This window comes from Haloprofundus halophilus (genome assembly GCF_003439925.1).
Lineage (GTDB): Archaea > Halobacteriota > Halobacteria > Halobacteriales > Haloferacaceae > Haloprofundus > Haloprofundus halophilus.
Window position 1 is genome coordinate 53,225 of record NZ_QQRR01000004.1, and the last position, 18,751, is coordinate 71,975.

The 18,751-nt window shown below is 55.6% G+C and carries 8 protein-coding genes and 2 pseudogenes; 2 read left to right on the forward strand and 8 right to left on the reverse strand.

Going from position 1 to position 18,751, the window contains the following annotated elements; translation table 11 throughout:
* Positions 1-2: 2 nt before the first annotated feature.
* A complete protein-coding gene (locus DV709_RS17185; protein WP_117595677.1) occupies positions 3-914 on the reverse strand; it encodes a ParA family protein in 912 nt (303 codons plus the stop codon).
* A gap of 438 nt (positions 915-1,352) precedes the next feature.
* Complete coding sequence (locus tag DV709_RS17190) at positions 1,353-2,660, reverse strand: tyrosine-type recombinase/integrase (protein ID WP_117595678.1); 1,308 nt, start codon at positions 2,658-2,660, stop codon at positions 1,353-1,355.
* A gap of 894 nt (positions 2,661-3,554) precedes the next feature.
* Here DV709_RS17190 and DV709_RS17195 point away from each other — a divergent pair.
* Complete coding sequence (locus tag DV709_RS17195) at positions 3,555-5,435, forward strand: transposase (RefSeq protein WP_117595679.1); 1,881 nt, start codon at positions 3,555-3,557, stop codon at positions 5,433-5,435.
* Positions 5,436-5,915: 480 nt separating this feature from the next.
* Here DV709_RS17195 and DV709_RS17200 read toward each other — a convergent pair.
* Positions 5,916-6,205, reverse strand: a pseudogene (locus tag DV709_RS17200) (transposase); the annotation flags it as partial.
* 188 nt (positions 6,206-6,393) lie between these two features.
* A complete protein-coding gene (locus tag DV709_RS17205) occupies positions 6,394-7,335 on the reverse strand; it encodes a hypothetical protein (RefSeq protein ID WP_157972776.1) in 942 nt (313 codons plus the stop codon).
* Between the two features lie 1,015 nt (positions 7,336-8,350).
* Between DV709_RS17205 and DV709_RS17210 the strand changes: the two are divergent.
* Positions 8,351-9,076: pseudogene (locus DV709_RS17210) on the forward strand (transposase); the annotation flags it as partial.
* A gap of 490 nt (positions 9,077-9,566) precedes the next feature.
* On the opposite strand, the gene DV709_RS17215 reads toward DV709_RS17210, so the two are convergent.
* From DV709_RS17215 to DV709_RS17230, 4 genes are all read right to left on the reverse strand, one after another.
* Positions 9,567-13,040 carry an AAA family ATPase gene (locus DV709_RS17215; RefSeq protein WP_117595681.1) on the reverse strand — a complete coding sequence of 1,158 codons (3,474 nt, stop codon included), beginning with the start codon at positions 13,038-13,040 and terminating at the stop codon, positions 9,567-9,569.
* Positions 13,037-14,341: a metallophosphoesterase family protein gene (locus tag DV709_RS17220; protein ID WP_117595682.1), complete on the reverse strand. Its 1,305-nt coding sequence runs from the start codon at positions 14,339-14,341 to the stop codon at positions 13,037-13,039. The genes DV709_RS17215 and DV709_RS17220 overlap by 4 nt, the downstream gene beginning before the upstream one ends.
* A 223-nt stretch (positions 14,342-14,564) precedes the next feature.
* Positions 14,565-17,132 carry a DEAD/DEAH box helicase gene (locus DV709_RS17225; RefSeq protein ID WP_117595683.1) on the reverse strand — a complete coding sequence of 856 codons (2,568 nt, stop codon included), beginning with the start codon at positions 17,130-17,132 and terminating at the stop codon, positions 14,565-14,567.
* Positions 17,133-17,134: 2 nt separating this feature from the next.
* A complete protein-coding gene (locus DV709_RS17230; RefSeq protein ID WP_117595684.1) occupies positions 17,135-18,592 on the reverse strand; it encodes a ribonuclease H-like domain-containing protein in 1,458 nt (485 codons plus the stop codon).
* Positions 18,593-18,751 lie beyond the last annotated feature (159 nt).

Sequence of the window (18,751 nt, forward strand, 5' to 3'; positions counted from 1 at the left end):
TCTTACGCCTCCACCTGCGTTTTGTCAAACGCTCGTTCCATCGTCTCTGCAATTTCCAGGAAGAGGTCACGCTCTACTTGTTGGTCGTTCGCGTCTTCCCACCCGAAAATATCTCGTCCGTTGTCCCACGCACGCTGGATCGCTACTCGCATCGGGAGTTTGAAAATCGGTGCCATCGACGCGAAGGACTCGTCGAAGGAGTTGAGGAATTTCTGTGACTGACCGTCGTCCCGGTACATATTCGCCAGGAGTCCGACGATTGCGATCTCGATCTGCTGGTTGTCCTCGATGGACTCCAGCTGGTCCCATAGGTCGTCAAGTGCATCCCGTGATGTTGCTTGGGTCTGTGCAGCCAGGAAGACGTTTTGAGCCGCGATGAAGGCCGCGTCCGTCAGGACTGAGAGGTCGGGAGGGCAATCGACTACGATAAAATCGTAGTTGTATCCGTCGTCAACCATCTCTTCGAGGGCGAGTTTCAGTGAGAGGCGGGCATTCGCATCGTCCATCCAATCTCGAGCAAGGCCCATGTCCTTGTGACTGGGAATCAGATCGAAGTTCAGATGGTCGTATTCGTCGGCTTCGATCACGATCTCTGAAAGACTAGTATCGTGCGTGCGCGGATTGTCGACGAGTACGTCGAGCAGGTTCTCGTCATCGGTGACTAGTGTGTTGGGGAGTTCGTTCTTCGGGCTTGACGGATCGTTGTCGTCGCCCGGACCAAGTCCAAGCCCTTTCGTCATGTCGGCTTGTGGGTCCATATCGATTGCAAGAACATCGTGGTCGCGAGTGGCCAGCGCCGCGGCACTGTTGATCGTCGCCGTTGTTTTTCCGGTTCCGCCTTTCTGGTTGCCGAAGGCGATCGTGGGGATGCCAGTCGATGGGGTGACGCCCCATCCACGAGGTGTCTCGGTCATAGTTCGATCATTGAATCAATGACTCATAAATCCATGTCAGACACTCAGTTGTATCTCTCTCAATGCAACACTGCCGAATATCGTTGTTTGATGGGCTGAGAGGCGCAATCGACTCTTTTCGGGTGATGTCCTTGACTCATTGAATCACTGACTCAATGATTCACGAAATCAGTGCTTCATTGATTCTTTGATTCAATAACTTCGTGATGGGGGCCTCATGTTCTTGAGTCTCCAATTCAATACTTCAGGCACTCACTGATTCAGTGACTCAATGAATCTTTGAGTCAGCGACTCCATATTCTCCGTGACGTTAGGAAACTCAATGAATCCTGGACTCTTTGATTCCTAACTTCATGGAATCTGTGACTCAGTGATTCATTGAGTTAGTTATCAACCGAAGAAAGACAACCGGAATGACTTGACAGATGGCGATTGATGTTACGTTCTCTCTCCGAAAGCTGCGTTGAGCTGGTCTCGCATGAACTCTCGTCGGACTCGACGAGAACGCGAGTCAGACAGGTAATTTTGCATCACCACCCGAGGATCACTACTACCCTGCTCTGCAGCGATTTCGTCGACACCTTCGAGAACGCCTTCGAGGACTGCTGTATAGGTATCGTACCAGAATCGACGACAGAGCTGTGGACTTGGTCGTTCACCCCCAATCCGCTCGGGGAGATCTGCTTCCAATGCAAGATTTTGGAACCAATTTCGGATTGTATCGCGGGTCGCGTACGGCGTTTCTCCCTGTGAGGAGGGGAACAGGTATCCAGTCCACGTATCGTCTTCCGCTAGCTCGTCGATTCGGGAGTCGAGCACGTCCATTCCGTACAATAGAGACACTTCGCCGGGCCCATTCTTGCGGTTCTCGAACGTGATGAAGGGGACGTCGTCTTCGTGAACGTCGCGCTGGAACTGCGAGATATGGAGTGCTGCGACCTCACTTGCTCGAAGTCCCCAGCCAGCTAATGCTACCACGAGCAGCTCTTCTCGCGTCGTCCCCGATGCCTGCATCAGTTTCCGAATATGATTCGCTGAAAGCGAAGGAGTCGGGGAATCTTCGACTTCCCACTTGAATTCGTCGTAGAGGCCGCTGGCAGGGTTCATCGAGGCGACCCGCCGCCCGACCAGATGCTGATACCACGCGTCGACGACGCGCCGCACCCGCTGGAGAGTCTGGGCACTGTATTCCCGCTCTGCTCCCTCATTCAACCAGTCAAATGCTGCATAGACCGCGTCAACGGCTTCGTAGGCTGGATTCTCTTGGTCCCGTTGAATCGGTGTGAGGAGGTCGTCCGTCCCGTTCGCCTCCTGGTAGGCACGTACGTAGAGGTTCAGTCGCGTTCGCAGAGCGTCAACAGAAGACGACGCCAGACTGTACCGTGATTTTCGCCGGTTGAGGAACTGTTCGAGGGCGTCGATTGTTGCATCATTCGATGTTGCCCATGTGTAGCCTTCTTCATCGTCCCCGAGATCGAGATCCTCGTTCCAGAACTCTCCAAACGAGCGGTCGTGATGGCGACGGAGAGCGGCGAGGAACGCCCGCGCATCGTGATCTCGAAACCACTGGTGGGTTGGTTTCTCGCTCGTTGGATCGATACCCTCTGTTTCGAGGCAGGGGGCAATCTCTTCCCAGTACAGGTCCGTGAAGTCCTCGAGCGAATACGAGGTCCATCGGACTCCCTCGAATGATGGCACTCGCTCAGCGTCGGTCTCGCTCTCCTGTTCGGCGTCCGATCGACTCATTGTAGTGGTCTCTGAGGGATTCGACTGTCTGAAACTGGATTGGTGCAAAACTCCGATAGAAGCCTAGTCGCGGCCCAGTATGGCGATTCTAAGAGTGGCATATTCGAGTTGTTCAGCGTTTTAGTCGGATTCGTTATTAGTTTGTGGGTTCGGCTGACCAAGAGAGTCTGCGTAACCCACGGCAATACCGGGAATAAAATACGCTATGGTAATAAATCATATACCGCAATACAATTTTCTTGGGTCTGAAGTCAGGCACGTCAGGAATAATCGGTTGGATATGACCATCAAACCTGAGGACTGTCGAAAAGGGAGGGTTTCTACAAATCTGCCGCCTGATTAGGTGCTGGTGGTAGGCGTCGGAATGTTTCGCCCTCGAAGCCAGTATTCTCCACCTCCGAGGAGTCCGTACGCGACGAGATAGAACGGTGCCCAGAAGAGTACTAACGCGAATGCAGGCGCATCGCCTCCTTCACTCCCGATAATGGGCAGATAAATCACAACGTGCCAGAACAATAGGATGAGAGTCATAAGGACTGCTGGCCCTCGAATCCTGTAGCGTACCCAGAGTAGAATGGGAATGCCGATAGTTCCGAATGCGAAGAGGACAGACAGCCCAAAGGACGACCAAAGTGAACCTGTGATTTGGATGTCTGGTGATTGGGAGCTATACAATAGGACGATGCTGGCGTAGATGGCGCTGGCAAGACCACCACTCAGGAGACCTCGTTTCCAGTCGCCTTGTGATGACGGCCACTTACGGAGGGCAACCATAGTTGTACTATGTATAGATACCTGATAAATATGTCTGCTGTCCGTCTTGATGTTCTGACGGTAAGAAGCTCTTGTGAAGATACATACTATTATATATTAAATTTCTCGTGTTATCGAGTAGTGTCGGTCACTCAGCCTACTGAATCTCCGTTTGACCACGACAGGTACTTTACGTTCACCGTCAACGACGAGACCCACAACGGGAGTATCCATTTCCTCACCCATTACGCCGGGAAACCCGATTTCGTCGAAGTACTTCGGAGCGCCTTCTTCCGAGATGAGTCCTACGGCGACGACCGCGCCGACTGGCATCGGAACACCACATCATTCTACGCGTGGGTAAAGGCCCATATGCTCCGACTTGCATGGGACTGCCGCGAAAAGTTCCTCAGCTACTTCCTTCGCTCGTTTCCCAACGTCTGCCGTGACTTCGGTTTCCCGGTCGAACACGACCGCGATACGAGCGGTGCGCCGAGCCAGTCGCGTCTCTGGGAGATGTGGAACAAGGAGTTCACCGAGGTACAGCGCGAGTTCGTGCGGACGGCCACCGAGGAAGCCCTCGCCTTCGCTCGTGAGCAAGGCATTCCGGCCCCCGACCCAGTGTTCCGACCAGAAGAACGAGACATCTCCTCGAAGCGGAGTGAACAGCGGCTTGTCGCAGAGAAGACGATTGAGGTCTGGAAGCAGGCCAAGCCGTTCGTCACAGATGCGTTCTATCTGAACCGAGCAGACAACACTGTGGTTCACGAGAACGCGTTCTGGGAACAGCACGCCTACATGGGAATGCGCGAGAATATGTACGCCCAGAGCGGCCAGCACTCCTTCTATATCGACTCCCAGCGCGACCGCACACCAAGTGCGTCGAACCACCGTTACCAGATAGGGAAACTCACCGCCGAGGAGACGCGCTCGATGCTCCACGAAACCAACCGGATGCTCATCGCTCACGCTCGCCACAACGCCGAACTCGTCGGCAAACTCGTGGCCGCAATCGACATCACGAAGGGCAACCCGTGGACGGGCAAAATCGAGCGCGACGAGGACGGAAACATCACTGAGGACTGGATTCTCGGCTACAAAGACGGTGAAGTGTACTATCAGTGGGCCACCATCCAGATTGTCGGATACGATATTCCGCTCGTGCTGGACGCGGTTCCAGTCAAGCGCGGGACTGCGCGGGCCGACATCGTGGACAACCTGCTGGAGAACGCTCTCGACCTTGTGGGGAACATCGAACTCGTAATGATGGACAGAGGGTTCGACAGCGAGGGCGTGAAGGACGCCTGTGACAAGCACGGGGTCCGCTACCTGAACGGCGCACGGAAGCGCGAATCTGAGAAGGCGACGTGTACCCGACTCCGCCGTGCTGGGAAGACAGTTCACATCGAAGAAGAAACGGTCGCAAGTGGCCCGACTCGTAAGCGAATGTACCTCCCGTCAAGTGCGAACGTCTTCGAGGCAGAGGACGAGGAGGGCGAAGAAGATGAAGGTGGGCCAGACATCCGAGAGGAGATGCGTGAAGAACTCGCTGACCTCGGCATCGAACTGGGCGAAGAGGATACCTCGCACGGGTTCAGCACCCTCATGGAAGAACTGCGAGAAGAGGAAGAGAACGAGCCAACCGTGGGGAGTAAGCAGGACGCACAGGCGTACGCGTTGTTCGAGACGAACCATCCCAGCGTGACGCTGAATGACGATGATAGCGAGGTCGAGCGCATCCATATGGTTGAACGGATGGTTCGCCGCTACCGCCATCGCTGGGGAATCGAGAACGGCTACAAGCAAATTAAGACGTTCCGCGTCCGTACGACGAGCAAACGCCACACGTATCGGTTCTTCAACTTCGTGTTCGCGTGCGTGCTGTACAACGTCTGGCGGCTCGTGGACTTGCTGGTGAAACTCGCTATCGAAGGTGAGAACGCGACGTACGCGCCGCGTGTGGACGCCAATCAGTTCCTGACGGTGGCGAAGAAGTACTACGGCCTCGACCCGCCAGATTAACGCTGAACCGCTCTGTGTCCGCAGAATCCTGAGCGGCGGCACTGTTCTGCACTCCTTATTTTCGGTTAACGGTTGACTGTTTCTGAATCGGCACCTCCATCATTCTCTGACGACCTTTTGTACTGGTGTGATGTGGCGCAAGGAATGCCAGCTCAACCGATTATTTGGCCATATGCCTGTCTTCAGCTTGGGTGATTTCTTCACACAACCTCGGAGGATGGATTTGATGCGTGTCCTTTTTCCAGAGTTTGAATAGAAGAATCGGATACAGATCAACATTGATTGTGCGATTGGCTATCTATCCCTATCAGGAGAAGCTCTCTGTTGCGCGACACGCCGGTTCGAAACAGCTGTTACCTCTCGGTCAATCTCGGAAGGTGCTCGTCGAACAATCGCCCGATCGCTTCCTAGAGGATTTCGGTGGGGGCTGTCTTGGTGAACTGGGCGTTCTCGTAGGTACTTTCGCACCTTTTCGGTTGGTCGCCGCCGAAGCGACCGGTAGGAGACGTCGAGTTCAGCGTCGGGCTGGTGAATACTCGTGTTAAACCGGAGCAACGTGTAGAACGCGAACAAGAGCTTGTCGAGGCCGATCTTCGCATGCGCGAAGATCGTGCCAGTCTTGGTGTTGAACGTGCGGTCGCAATCCTTACAGAGATGCCGCTGATACTCCCGGTAGCTGCCGTGTTTGATCACTGACTCAGACCGGCAGCGCGGGCACTGGAGGCCATCACGGCGCTTGCTTCTGAGTTCAGCAACTCAAATGGGAACATTGCATTCGGGTAACGCGGCAGCGTCGCCCTTGCCAGCTGCGCTTCTACAGCGGCAGCTCTACCCGACCAACAATCACCTTCGAAAGAGCGTTCGCGGAAAATTTCAAAACCAGACCTTCCACCACGTTGCAGACAGGTGGAAATTAGACGTAGGCGTCCGGTTCGGCGTTGTCGGTCTGTTGCCTTCTTTATACGTCTTTCACGGTATAACTGGTGTTGTTTGCGACCCGCCAGAAGGGGTATCCGTATGCAGGCCGGCCCTTCTTACCACTGGACCCGCATCCGGAGTAAGACCCACTGTCTTCCGATCCAGTCAGTGAGCCCGCGATGAGGTTGTCACCGCCAGACTTCTCCCACCAGAATGGTCCTCCGGAATCGCCCTCTCGAACGTAGTCCGGAACACCGTACTTAGTTGCACTACCGAACATCTTCACACATCCTGAATAGTATGAGGCACCTCCACCTTTGACATATGCATCTTGCTTCCCCGAAATGATTCCCTGGAACTGTAGCGTTCCTTGCTCGCCCTGAATCGACTCCATCCCGTTCTGTGTGGCATAGCCGTCGATAGTGACGTCCCCTTCGTTGAAGGCAACTGTGTTGTCGTACGAGCTATCGTTATCGTTGACGACAACCCAGTCATGCGTCTTATGACCATCGGCGGTGTCGCCGAGGCGCGATCCGTTTGCGTCCGCCATTCCATCGGTCGCCACCTGACAATCTCCGTTGTTAAGAACGTGGTTTGCGGTGTACATATACTCGTTATCGTTGGAATCCCAGACCTTGAAGCCGGCAGTACCCCGATAGTTCGAGTTTGTGTCCGTAATCTCTAAACCGCCGGGGAAGGGCGACTGGACCGTATCGTCACCACAATCAACGTTTAGATTAATGAACTCCCCATCCATCTCCCGGACGTTGATCTGTGTCTCTCTAAATCCGGTGGGTACCTGGATTGGTGCCTCACTCGTAGATTCAGGAAGTGCCTCTCGCTTTGCGTCCGAAGTACCCGGAACAACGGCTATTTCGGGTTGGGCAAGACGGGTTCCCCCAATTGACTGTTCTGTAGCAACATACGACACTGACCCGACGTGGGGGACCGTCTTGTAGACCTTCGACAAGGAATCGGTCACCTTACGAATCTGACGTTGGTGTTGCAGCCACTTTTTCGGGACTGTCTTGGTCGAAACAGCTTTGTGGTTGTGTCCTGCCCGCCCTGCAACGATTCGCGTTTGTCTATTCTGAGAGCCAGCGACTGCGCGTCCAGTCATCAGGCCCGTGATACCCACTCCTGCTGTTACAATCACTGACCGTCTGGATAATTTGTGATTCATTCAATTTAATCAATATAGAAGGGGTTTTAATTCTTTGGGAGTATAGGATAGAATAGGATTTTGGCTCTATCTACGGCTTCGATATACGAGTCCGAGAACTAAGGAGAGTATCAGGGTTAGTAATGCGGCTCCAAGATATGCAATGTTTGGCGAACATTCAGATCCCATCGTGCACATCTGGAACTGGAAGGCAAAGTACACAAGAACGACTGTAAACACGACACTAAGCCCGGAACCGACACCAGCTGCAACGCCCAACTTCGAGTTTTCTGGCATCAATTTCTCTAATTTGATCGGATGTAATTAAATGTATCGTGTGGATGTGGATACTGCTTCGGGCGTGTTCTACCAATTCGTATAGCAACCGCTGTCGTAGTGTGTAATGGACTACACTCAGGCGGAGATTGTCGAGGTCGTCTTCACGCTCCCCCCCGGTGCACACTTCGCACGCGGTCGCCCAAACGGGATGGCATACGAGCCAGTTCACGTTTGAGACTACCAGACCCGCACATCTAGCTAACGGCTGTTTCAGTGACGCGGTGTCGATTTAATAGGATTTCAACAGGTCCTATTTCCCCCTAATTTACTCTTGAGCCCGGTGAATCTAGGTTCGCTTGTCGTCACCGCCTCGTCTGTCGATGTTACTCTTGAGTATAGCGTGTGAGAGTCCAATGGTCCCCGTGCTTGCCAATAGCAAGGCCGAACACGCCTGTCTCCAAACTGCAATACGGCCTGATGATATCCTACACTCCCCGAATATCCGATACGTTTGCCATTTCGATTGAGTTCGAGAAACGCTTGGAACGGGGAGCCAACTAAGAACCATCCCGAACGAGCGTTCAAATACGCGACACTCTCGATTGTTGGGCAGAACGCCCCATTCTTACTGGCTATCGAACCAGTGCGAGAAAGTTCACCGTGGGACGAGAACCCGCCGAACCGAATTCACCGAATGGTTCGTCGACTCGTACGACGGGCGAAGGAACTCGTTCCTATCGAGACGGTGCTGTGCGACCGCGAATTCGACTCGATGGATGTGTTCCAGACGCTGTCGAACCTCAACGTGAATTATCTCATTCCGAAGCGTATCACCAGCACCGAGCGAGCTGCGTTGGCGCAGATGGAGGATGATGGGGAGAACGTCGCTGTTGAATCGGCAACAGTCCACGTTGAGTCAGGGTCGCACGCGATGCAATTCCTGTACGTCCCGACTACGAACGGCGAGAGTACAGCGATCTTTGCGACGAATGTCGCCGTGGGACCTGAAAACGCAGAGTCGTTCTGTCGACGCTACAGTAGTAGATGGTGGATCGAGAGTAAATACAAGTCGATCAAGCACGATTTCCTGGCGAAAACCTCGTCGAGAGATTACCGTGTTCGACTGTTCTACTTCGTCTTCGCTGGATTGCTGTACAACATCTGGCGACTCACTGATTTTCTGTTAAGAGCTGGTGTCGGTGAGGAGATGGACAACGCACCCGTGTTGACTGCGGGGGAATGCGTTGAGCTGGTTGCTTCAGCGCTGATTCCGCCGGACTAAGCAGCAGAAAGACTCGGTCAGCCTTTCGTGAGTGGCAACGCTAAAGAGATGTGGAAGAAGTCGTTCGTTTTCTGACAACCATCCAACAGTGACCGAGATCTCCGTCACTTCTTCTCTTAGTGCGCCCTGTGGTATCCCGATGAAAAGCAAATTTGTCCTGAAAATAGGCCATCCTCCGAAACTGTGTTTCTTCACAACCTCGGAGGATGGTTTTGATGCGTGCCTTCTATTCTCCGGAACTATCTGTGAAAGAGGAGCTTTCTTTCGGTTCTGATTTTATATCACTCAGAAGACCTTTCTGAACGATATTCACTGTGGCCGTCCACTAATCACCAGACGAAAGCCTACCCAGATGAATCGGATGTGAAAATAAGGCACGCATCACAACCTAAACTCCGAGACTCTGATTTCTTGATTCTCGTCTTCATTGGGTCAGAGACTTCGAACCAGTATCTAGCAAGGCACAAGTACCGAATTCAGCGAGAAAGAATCAGTTTTTGTTTATACGTGACAGCAGGTTTTCACTCCTGTCTTTGGCCTCATCTCGAGAGATACCTTCGTCGACGTAACGCTCGATGACACGAGCACGAATCTGGCCCTGATCCAGCGTCTCACGAAGTTCGATGTACCCGTTCTCTTCAAGATACGTCTCCAGCTCGTTCGCCTTACTGCTATAGAACCCGCTTATTTCGTTGTGCAAGGCCTCAACGATCTGCCTGCCATCGCCATTGACTGACTCAGCAAGTTCACTAACCTCGTCGATGAAGTTACTGCTTACGGCGCCAGAGGCTTCGAAAACCTCTCGATCAACGGGCTCGCCACGACCAACCTTCCAGGCGTCGACGAACTCGTTCAGCGCCGCGGCATTCTCTTCTACTACCGTTACCTGTTCGGAATCAACTGAGGAGAGGTCTCCGTTGCCCCACTGCAGCAGGTTATTCAGCTGCCCCCAGTGCTCGATCCCGAGCTCCAAGAGTTGATGAAGGGTTTCGACATCGTCGACTACGTACCACAGGTGCGCCGTCCCGACGCCACGGTGCGGATTGAACGAATCCACCTTGAGTTCGTCTCCATACGAGGAATGGTCGTGACCGTCGGGACTGGGGGACTTCGGAGTGAACGACTCGATAGAGTCCAGATCGGGGATATGAACGGAGTCGTCGACATCGCGAACCGTTGCAAGGTCGATGATTTCGTGGTTGACGCTGTTCGTACTCTCTAGTGCAGCAGTCCACTTCGCCACTTCGTCGCCCTGTGCGGTGAAATAGAAGACCTGCCGACCGTTCCGGGCGAGTTCGATCGTCGACTCGATGATCGTCTTCGCCCTGCGGTCGTCGGTGTTGGCAAGCGTCTCGTCGAGGAGGAGTGGAATCCGAACGCCCTGTTCCTGCTGTTCCACGAAGGCGATTCGAACGGCGAGTAAGACCTGCACCCGAGTACCGCTCGAAAGCTCGTCGAGCGCGAGTCCCTTCTGTTTGGATTCGTCGAACGCACGGAACTCGGCTTCGGCCTCATCGAAGTCCAACCGATACCGGCCGCGAGTGATCGTCGTCAGGATTTCACGAGCACGCTCGAAGACGTCCGGGCGACTAGTCTCCATCGTCGCCTCCTGAACGTGATCCACCAGCACGTCGCCGACCATCGCAGCACAGTCGGCCTCGAGTTGGTCTTTCAGATCATCGAGCGCCCGATCACGCTCCGCAAGCGCCGTTTCAACTTGGTCGTCGGACTTTGCCTGCCTGATTTCTGCCTTGATATCGGCAATCCGTGACTGCAGGTCGTCGAAATCCTCAGCAGTTCGTTCCGCCTCACGGAGGTCTTCTCTGAGGTCAGCAATCTCTTGCTTCTTGAGGTCCGGTTCGAAGCCCGGGTAGCTTTCGAGTTCTTCGGCTTCCGTGTTCGCCCGGATGTTGGCCTCTCGTACGTCCTCCGTAGCCGATTCGTATGCTTCAACCTGCTCACAGAGTTCCTCCAACCTATCGTGGTCATCGGAGTCGAGATCCAGAGCCGCAAAGATTTCGTCGCGTTCGTCCGCCAGCGCACCTATCTTCTCGGTCGCTTCCTGAATCGTCTCGGTAGCTTGGTCAAGGTCCCGCTGTGCGGCTTCGCGCTGCTGTTCGCGGTTCTCGAGGTTTCGGATTGCCTCGGTTGCCTCACCAGACCTCTCGACATCGTCATAGCCGTAGGGATCGAGTTTCGCTTGGAGTTCTTCGCGGGCGGTCTCGATCTGGTCGTCGATGGTTTCGATGCTCTCTTGAATCCCCTCAACCTCGTCGTGGGCTTCCTGCCAGTCGAGCACTCGCTTGGAGATCACGGCGAGTTCGACATCAGACGCATCTGGCGCGGCGCCCAACTGGTCTTGGAGTTTGGCACGCGTTTCCTCCAGATTCTGCTCTTTCTGTTCGAGCGTGTCTGAATCCGTCGCCAGGCTATCGCGCCATTCGGACCGTCGCTCGGCCAGTTTGTGCGCTGCGATTGCGTCGTACAGTCCGATCAGACGAGACCGAACCTCGTCTTCGGTCCACCCCGCCGGCGGGTTCACACCGGTTTTTTCGAACGACTTGCGATGCGGTTCCCGTGAATTCCCTCCGTCTTTGGACTGTGAGCGAGCGCGCAGCCCATACCAGAATATACCAGCGGCGACGAGCAGGATGGAGAACAGCAGTGGATGCACCAGCAGACCCAGCGCGATGCCCGTCGAGGCGAGAGAAACGGCCGAGAACACAGCGATTCGGAATGCCTCTGAACCGTCGTTCGACTCCGTAGAAACGGACGCAGCCAGCCACTCCTCCAGCGACTGACTCGCGCGTTGGAGCGTGGGTAAATCGGGCTCAGGGTGCTCACCGTCCTCCAGTAGTCGCTGGACGGCCTCCCGGGTTTCACGCTCGGACTGGAGTTCCTCGGCCTCTCGTGCGAACTTCGAGACGGTCTTCCACGTGACGGGTTCCAAGTCAACGAGGTCCCCGGTATCGACATCTAGGGGAATGTCATCTCGGGCAGTTTCTCGCTGCCGTTGGGCGTCAGCCAAGTCGCCCTGGAGATCGCGCTTCCTGTCCTCCGCAGAATCAAGGTCATCGCGAAGCTCTTTCAGATGGTCGATACGGCCTGTCGGGAGCCCCTCTTCAGGAAGGTCGGCCTCATCAAGCCGTTCTTGAGCGTCCGTTTTCGTTTCCTCGGCCTCGTCTTTTTTGTCGGTCCACTCGTCGATGTCATCTTCGAGGGATCGAACACGCTCGATTTCGTCTCCGTCGACCTGGTCTAAGATATCGGGGAACTCGTCGAGCCTCGATTCAGCCTGCTCCAGCTGGTTTCTCGCCTGTGCGTAGTCGATCGCCTGCTCGAGCAGTTCGGATCGCTCTTGTGCTTGACGCGCTGCCTCCAGTTCACCACGTAACCGGGAGAGTTCGTTCTGCTCTTGGCGTAGTTCAGAAACGTCGTTCCGCGCCTCACGTAACTCCTGAATCGCTCCCTTGGCGTTCTGGACGACATTCCTGTTGGCCCGACTCGGGGAATCCGAATACCCGAGCTCGTCGTATGCTGCAGAGAGATCGTAGCCACCAGCTGATTCTCGCTCGATTATCTCGGCGAACGATTCGTTGTTGTTGTCTCGCTGGAGTAGGTCGTGGAGGGAGAGACGGTAGCGGTCGCGTTGATCGGCTGGAGGAAGGCTCGGACCGTTCGCCTCTTGGCCGTCACGTTGGTAACTCGTGCGGCCATTGTCGACTTCGACTCGCCAGTCTTCACCGTTCAGTGAGAGCTGCCCCACGAGGGATGCACGCTCATCGGCGGTTTCGGGCCAGCAAAGCCATTCGAGCGACTCAGCGAGCGTCGTCTTTCCTGCCGCGTTCGGTCCATGAACGACATTGATGCCGGAGCACAGGTCGTCGACAGAGAAGCCACCAGTTTCGAACCTAGGAGCTTGGACGATCTGGATTTCCTCGAAGCAGATCGGGTTCCTGGTCATGCGTTACCTCCCTTTTGGCTGAGTAGGGTATCGAGCAGTACCCGTGCCTGCTGTTCGAGATGTTCGATAGCGTCAGTGCCGTCCGAATCCCCGAGTTCGGTTTCGCGTCGGAGCGGATTGTACGCATTTGCACTATGAGCCTGCCGCACCGCTGCTAGCGAGTCATCGACCACGTTGCCGTAGGATTCGCGAGTATCACCGTTCTCGATTTCGAGCAGGAGGTTAGCGAGGTACGCAGCTGCATTGTCTCCTTCTGCAAGGTCTTCAAGATCGATTGCCGGACGAGTGTCGACGTCAATCGATTCGATTCGGACTGAAACCGATCCCTCCCGGAATCCGAGGTCACGCTCCATCGACCGATGCTGATCGACGAGCGTCGAGTGGGCATCCGTCCGACCGGTAAGATAAACCCGAACTAGACTGAGTTCCAACGATCTCGTGTCGAGTTCGGATCGAACGTGTTCCTTGATTTCCTCTGAAATTACGGAGGTTGTTTCTTGCGGGTCGTCTACCCCGGACACGTCGACCGAAACCTGGTCGTAGCGAACGGATGCTAGAGGGATCTGTTCAGCACGTACCTCTCCGTTTTTGGGTATCGTAATCGTCCACGGGCCGTGGGCCTGCTGTTCACCCGGATCGAGCGGTTGTGGCGATCCAGAGTACAAAGCCAGTGGACGCGAGTCGATCTGGATCCCCGGACTGTGAATATGACCGAGAAGCCAGGCATCTGCTGGGGTATCGCGGAGCTCGCTGGACAGAACCGGTGCGTATCGGCTTCCTCGTGAGTTGAGGTCGGCGTGAAGCACTCCGATATGAGGCGCGTCATCGGTCTCCGGAAGCTCGTACTCCTCGAGCGGGAACTCGTAGACGTGTTCGGCCGAAAACGACCAGCCATCGAAATGGGCTACCGGCTCGCCGTCCTGTTCGAGCGTCCAGCGTTCCCACTGACCCCCTCTCCCGAGGAATTGGAGCGTGTCGGAATCGAGGTTGTCAACCATATCAGGGAGGGCATCGAAGTCGTGATTCCCGGCAATCACGACGACTGGAATCCCTGCTTCGTCGAGTTGGGCAATTCCGTCTTCGAACGCTCCGTACGCCTCGAAATAGCGATTCTCCTGATCAACAATATCACCTGCAATCACGATCGCGTCAACATCCCGTTCGATTGCCTCTTGGACCGTCGACAGCCAGACGGCTTTCGGCGACAGCTCGGGACCATCCAGATCATCCGGGATCCGACTCGGGTGACGGCCGAGGTGAAGATCTCCCGTGTAAAGTAGTTCCAGAGCGTCCTCCATCATTGCGACTAACCAGTGAGCTAGAAGCACATATCACTGATAAATAAACTCTGTCAATTCGTATCGAAATGCCATGAAAAAGAAGTCCTACCCCGTCGACAACTGATGGTCTATCAACATTTTGACGGTCTACATTTTATCGAATATTTCAGTGTGTGGTGGTGATTTGCACCCTAATGACGAAGTCACCCAAGATACTGATTCTCAACGAGGTTCTGAGGGATTCTTATGAGATTGAGGCAGGCGGTCGCTGTTCTTCGACAGGGGTCACTTCGCTACCCGTCTCTGGGAGGTGTTCGTTGAGGTCATCCTCCTCCTGATCACCGAGCAGATGCTCGAGGACGTCCGCAGCTGCAGGAGAGTACAGCGGGCGGTTGTCGTTTCCGCAGCGGTCGTCCATCGTACAGGCAGGACACCCTTCGTCACGGCCGCACGGACAATCAACAATGAGGTCGTGGGCACGCCGGGCGACATCTTCGAAGTGTTCGTAAATCGAACGTGAGAACCCGAGACCGCCCTCGATACCGTCGTAGATGAACCATCCACTCTTGTCGGGATTGCCAGGAAGCCGATTCGTTGCGAGGCCACCGATGTCACCGCCATCGACTTTCAGCTCAAGTGGCGATACGGCGATCATCGCATGTTCGACGGCGTGAATCCCACCGAGGTACCCGTGAAGCCGCGGTGGGAGGTTGATGCATTCAGGATTGTGGTACTCCGAGTGCTTGTTGAGCATCGCCCGTTCGATGTCGTTGGGAGTCTCGGCCCAACACAGCTGGGTTCGCATTTCTAACGGGGGCACACCAGTTTCATTGCCCAGCTCGAGTACGTCCCCGCTTCCGATTTCTCGCTTGAGGTACGTGCTATAGTGGACAGATACCGTTCCATACCCCCAGTTGAGCGTGAACGGTCCGACCTCGCGTGAGTCCTCTACGACCGTGTCGTAAATGTTGACCTGGCCTTGGGACTGAGTGTAATAGCTCACATTCGCTTTCTCGAGCGAGATGTATGGCTGTGGGATGTCCTCTCGGAGTTCGACGACCTGATACTGCTCGCCCTGGTGGAGAACAGTTGCACCTTCGTGGTAGTCTCTGTAGGCCCGGTCACGGCCGATCGGTTGGTGATCAATCGATCCATCGCCAGCTAGTCGGACGTCGAAGGTGTTTCCGCCGGAGGAGTACAGGCTGATCGCATCCTGTGGGCGGTCGCGATGGGCGTACATCACGCCGCTCTCGAGCGATCCTTCGAGGTCGCCCTTACGTCGGCCGTATTCCACGGCACGTTCCAGTCGTTCCTCGCCTCCGAAATCCTCTGCATCATCGCGTGTGAGGGGGAGTTCCTGCGCGGCGCAGTTGAGTTGCTGGAGGTACACGGGATTGTTGTCGAGGTCAACGACGGCGCTCTCGTGATCTTCTTCGAGGACGTACTCCGGGTGCTGGAGAATGTACTGGTCGAGCGTGGAGTGGCTCGGGACGAACACAGAGAGCGCATCTCGCGTTCCTCTGCCCGATCGACCGATTCGTTGCCAGAACGACTGGCGCGACCCCGGATAGCCCATGAGGACGGTCCCATCGACGCCGCCGATATTGATACCGACTTCCAGGGCACTTGTCGTCGAGACGCCGTCGAGGTGTCCTTCCTTGAGTTGGTACTCCGTCCCCCGACGGGACTGTTTGCCGTGTCCGGCATGGTAGGATGCGAGGTCCGGTCTTCCCTGATATCGGTTCTCCGGGTCGCTGATGAACCGCTTCGCACGGTTGACAGACAGTTCGGTGAGCTTCCGCGAGTCACAGAACAGGAGCGACTGAACGTTCTTCTGGGACATATGCGCCCACACTTCTGGGGCTTCGACCGTCGCAGGACGCTTCGACAGCGCCGGAGAGTCAATGTCGTCAGTGAGACCGTCGTCACCACTCATCGGGGGGTCCCAGAACACGAGGTGACGGATGCCTCGCGGTGATCCGTCTTCGTCGACGACTGCCGCGGGCTCACCAGTGAGTGCGAGAGCGTGTTCTGTGGGATTGCCAATCGTCGCCGTCGTGAGAACGTACTGCGGATCGCCACCGTAGTAATCGATGATCCGTTGGACGCGTCGGAGGATCCAAGCGACGTGCATCCCGCCGAGGCCAGTCCACATGTGGGCTTCGTCGATAACGACTAGCGAGCAGTTCGAGTGGAAGTCTGCCCATAGGTGGTGACTCTCCAGATACTGATTCAGTCCGACGAAGTTCGTGATTACGACGTTGCACTCATCGCGGATGCGAGACTTTTCCTCGCTCTTCGTGTCACCATCGTAGACGCCGACACTGATATCCAGTCCAAGCGTGTTACGAAGGAACTCGTTGAGTTCTTGCTCCTGGTCGCGACTGAGCGCCTTCGTCGGATAGACGATAAGCGACCGCGTCTCCGGGTCTTCAAGGTATTGACGAGCGATGTGAAGACCGTAGACCAGCGTCTTCCCCGAGGATGTACTGGTCGCTACACACACGTTGTCACCGCGGTCGAGTACCTGGAGAGCATCTGCTTGGTGGCTCCACGGGTCGAATTCGAGGTTTCGAGCGATCTTGGGCGGAAGCACGTCCCCTGCTGGAACAGTCTCTTCCTCACGAGCGGGAATCTCGAAGTTCTCGTGAACCTGCCCGAAGTAGCGGTTATTCGGGTAGGTACTCTCGAGCTCCTCGCCGGTGAGTTGGAGGATGTCCGTCTCGATATCGATGTCACCGTTGTTGGTGTTGTCCTTCGGGTTGGTCGTGAGGTCTGTCTGGCTGTGGTCGGTATCGTGGTCGTCGTGCATTGTTAGAAGTCCATGAGTCCGGTCTGCGTGGTGTTTTCATCAGCTGGAACGCTGGCACGCTTGTGGCCAGGCGTCGCCTCAGCAATCGATTCGTAGACTGCAGCCAGCTCACGGACGTCTGCCTCACAGTATGCCCGTGCAGTGTCCCAGTCTACGTCTCGAGCGCGCTCTGGAGACACGAGAAGCCGCTGAATGGTCTTCGCCAGTGATTTCCCATCCACGGCGGCAGCAGCCGAGTCGCGCCCATGCCCGAGAGCCTCAGCGACGTCTTCAACCCGGTTCGTCCGACCGGGGAGGATGGCGTTGTCTTTTCGCACGGCCCAGTCGAACAGGTCGTACTCGAACACGGAGTCCGACCAGTAGTCTGCGTACTCCGGTGCGTGTCCTCGGATGAATCGGCTGAGGTGTTTGAAGTCGAAGTTGTGGCCGTTCCACGCGATGAGGGACGTGCGATCGTACTCGCTGGCTAGCCACGCAACAAACTCTCGAGTGGCTTTCCCTGGGTTGTCTCGTGACGGTTCCGTATCGATGAAGTCCACGTACTCGTCTGTTTCAGGGTCGTAGACCCCGATGAGCCAGATGATACTCGGGTTGAGGCCGTCAGTCTCGATATCAATGAATAGCGGACTGTAGTCTGCTGCGGGGACAGCTTCGTCTGTGAGACGGATCACGCATCCTTCGGACAACGCGTGGGCGCTCTGGCGGATGCTCTGCGCTTTCGACTCACCGATACCTCGAACCTCACGAAGATCGCGTTCCGTCGCGGCTGCGACGTCGTCACGCGTCTCATACCCATTCCGAGAGAGCTTCGGGGCGGTTCCCTTGCCCACACCCGAGAGCGCTCGGAGGCCGAATTTATCCGCCGGTGTCGTGGACAAAGCGATGCGGCCACCCGAATCAAGCGAAAGGCAGGCGAGTTCGGGTGCCCCTTGCCGACGGGTTGGAGCAAGCCCGCGGACGGGAAGGCGAACGCTCTCGTCGTCGACGTCGGCCTTCCACACGAAATCGTAACTGGCCTCCATGGCTCCGGTGAGGAACGTCGCTTCTCGGTCGGTTCGGTGTTGGAAGCGAGCGAGGTGTTCGAGGCCATCGAGCGAGACATCTAAAGAGACCGAGTCGGCGCTCGTCTGTATCTCATCACAAATGACGTAGTCGACGTCGTCTGGAATCTCCTGCCCGCTGGCGGTAGAGGCTCCACCAATGAAGTCGAGCGACCTGACGATGGACACGGTAATCCCGTCAACAGTCTCAGTGTGAACCGCGCTCCCCCGAGTGTAAATTACCGGGCACGAGGCGGTACGCTCGACAGTGCTTACGGTTCGCATATCCAACTTTTCTTCGACAATGTAGATGAGATCCGCATCGAAGTAATCGACGAGATCTTCGATGGCGGTCGTCGTAGCGTCGACTAGCGCATCACACCGGAGAGCAAGCAGACGTACTCCAAGGTCGCCCGCCATGTCTCAGTGGATGGTTGTTCCCTGTCCCGGTTGGCTATTAGCAGGTTGTCCCTCGTTTCGCGTGTTGGTCATATACTTACTATCGTAACCCTCTGGCTTATACTTTCTGACTAGCGACTCTGCGATGTCCCTATCTTAGGACTTAGACGAATTCAAAAG

What these genes read in the sequence shown, in the direction of transcription:
- DV709_RS17220 (WP_117595682.1), bottom strand. Translation starts at nt 14,341, where the DNA reads ATGATGGAGGACGCTCTGGAACTACTTTACACGGGAGATCTTCACCTC.
- DV709_RS17190 (WP_117595678.1), bottom strand. Translation starts at nt 2,660, where the DNA reads ATGAGTCGATCGGACGCCGAACAGGAGAGCGAGACCGACGCTGAGCGA.
- DV709_RS17230 (WP_117595684.1), bottom strand. Translation starts at nt 18,592, where the DNA reads ATGGCGGGCGACCTTGGAGTACGTCTGCTTGCTCTCCGGTGTGATGCG.
- DV709_RS17225 (WP_117595683.1), bottom strand. Translation starts at nt 17,132, where the DNA reads ATGCACGACGACCACGATACCGACCACAGCCAGACAGACCTCACGACC.
- DV709_RS17215 (WP_117595681.1), bottom strand. Translation starts at nt 13,040, where the DNA reads ATGACCAGGAACCCGATCTGCTTCGAGGAAATCCAGATCGTCCAAGCT.
- DV709_RS17185 (WP_117595677.1), bottom strand. Translation starts at nt 914, where the DNA reads ATGACCGAGACACCTCGTGGATGGGGCGTCACCCCATCGACTGGCATC.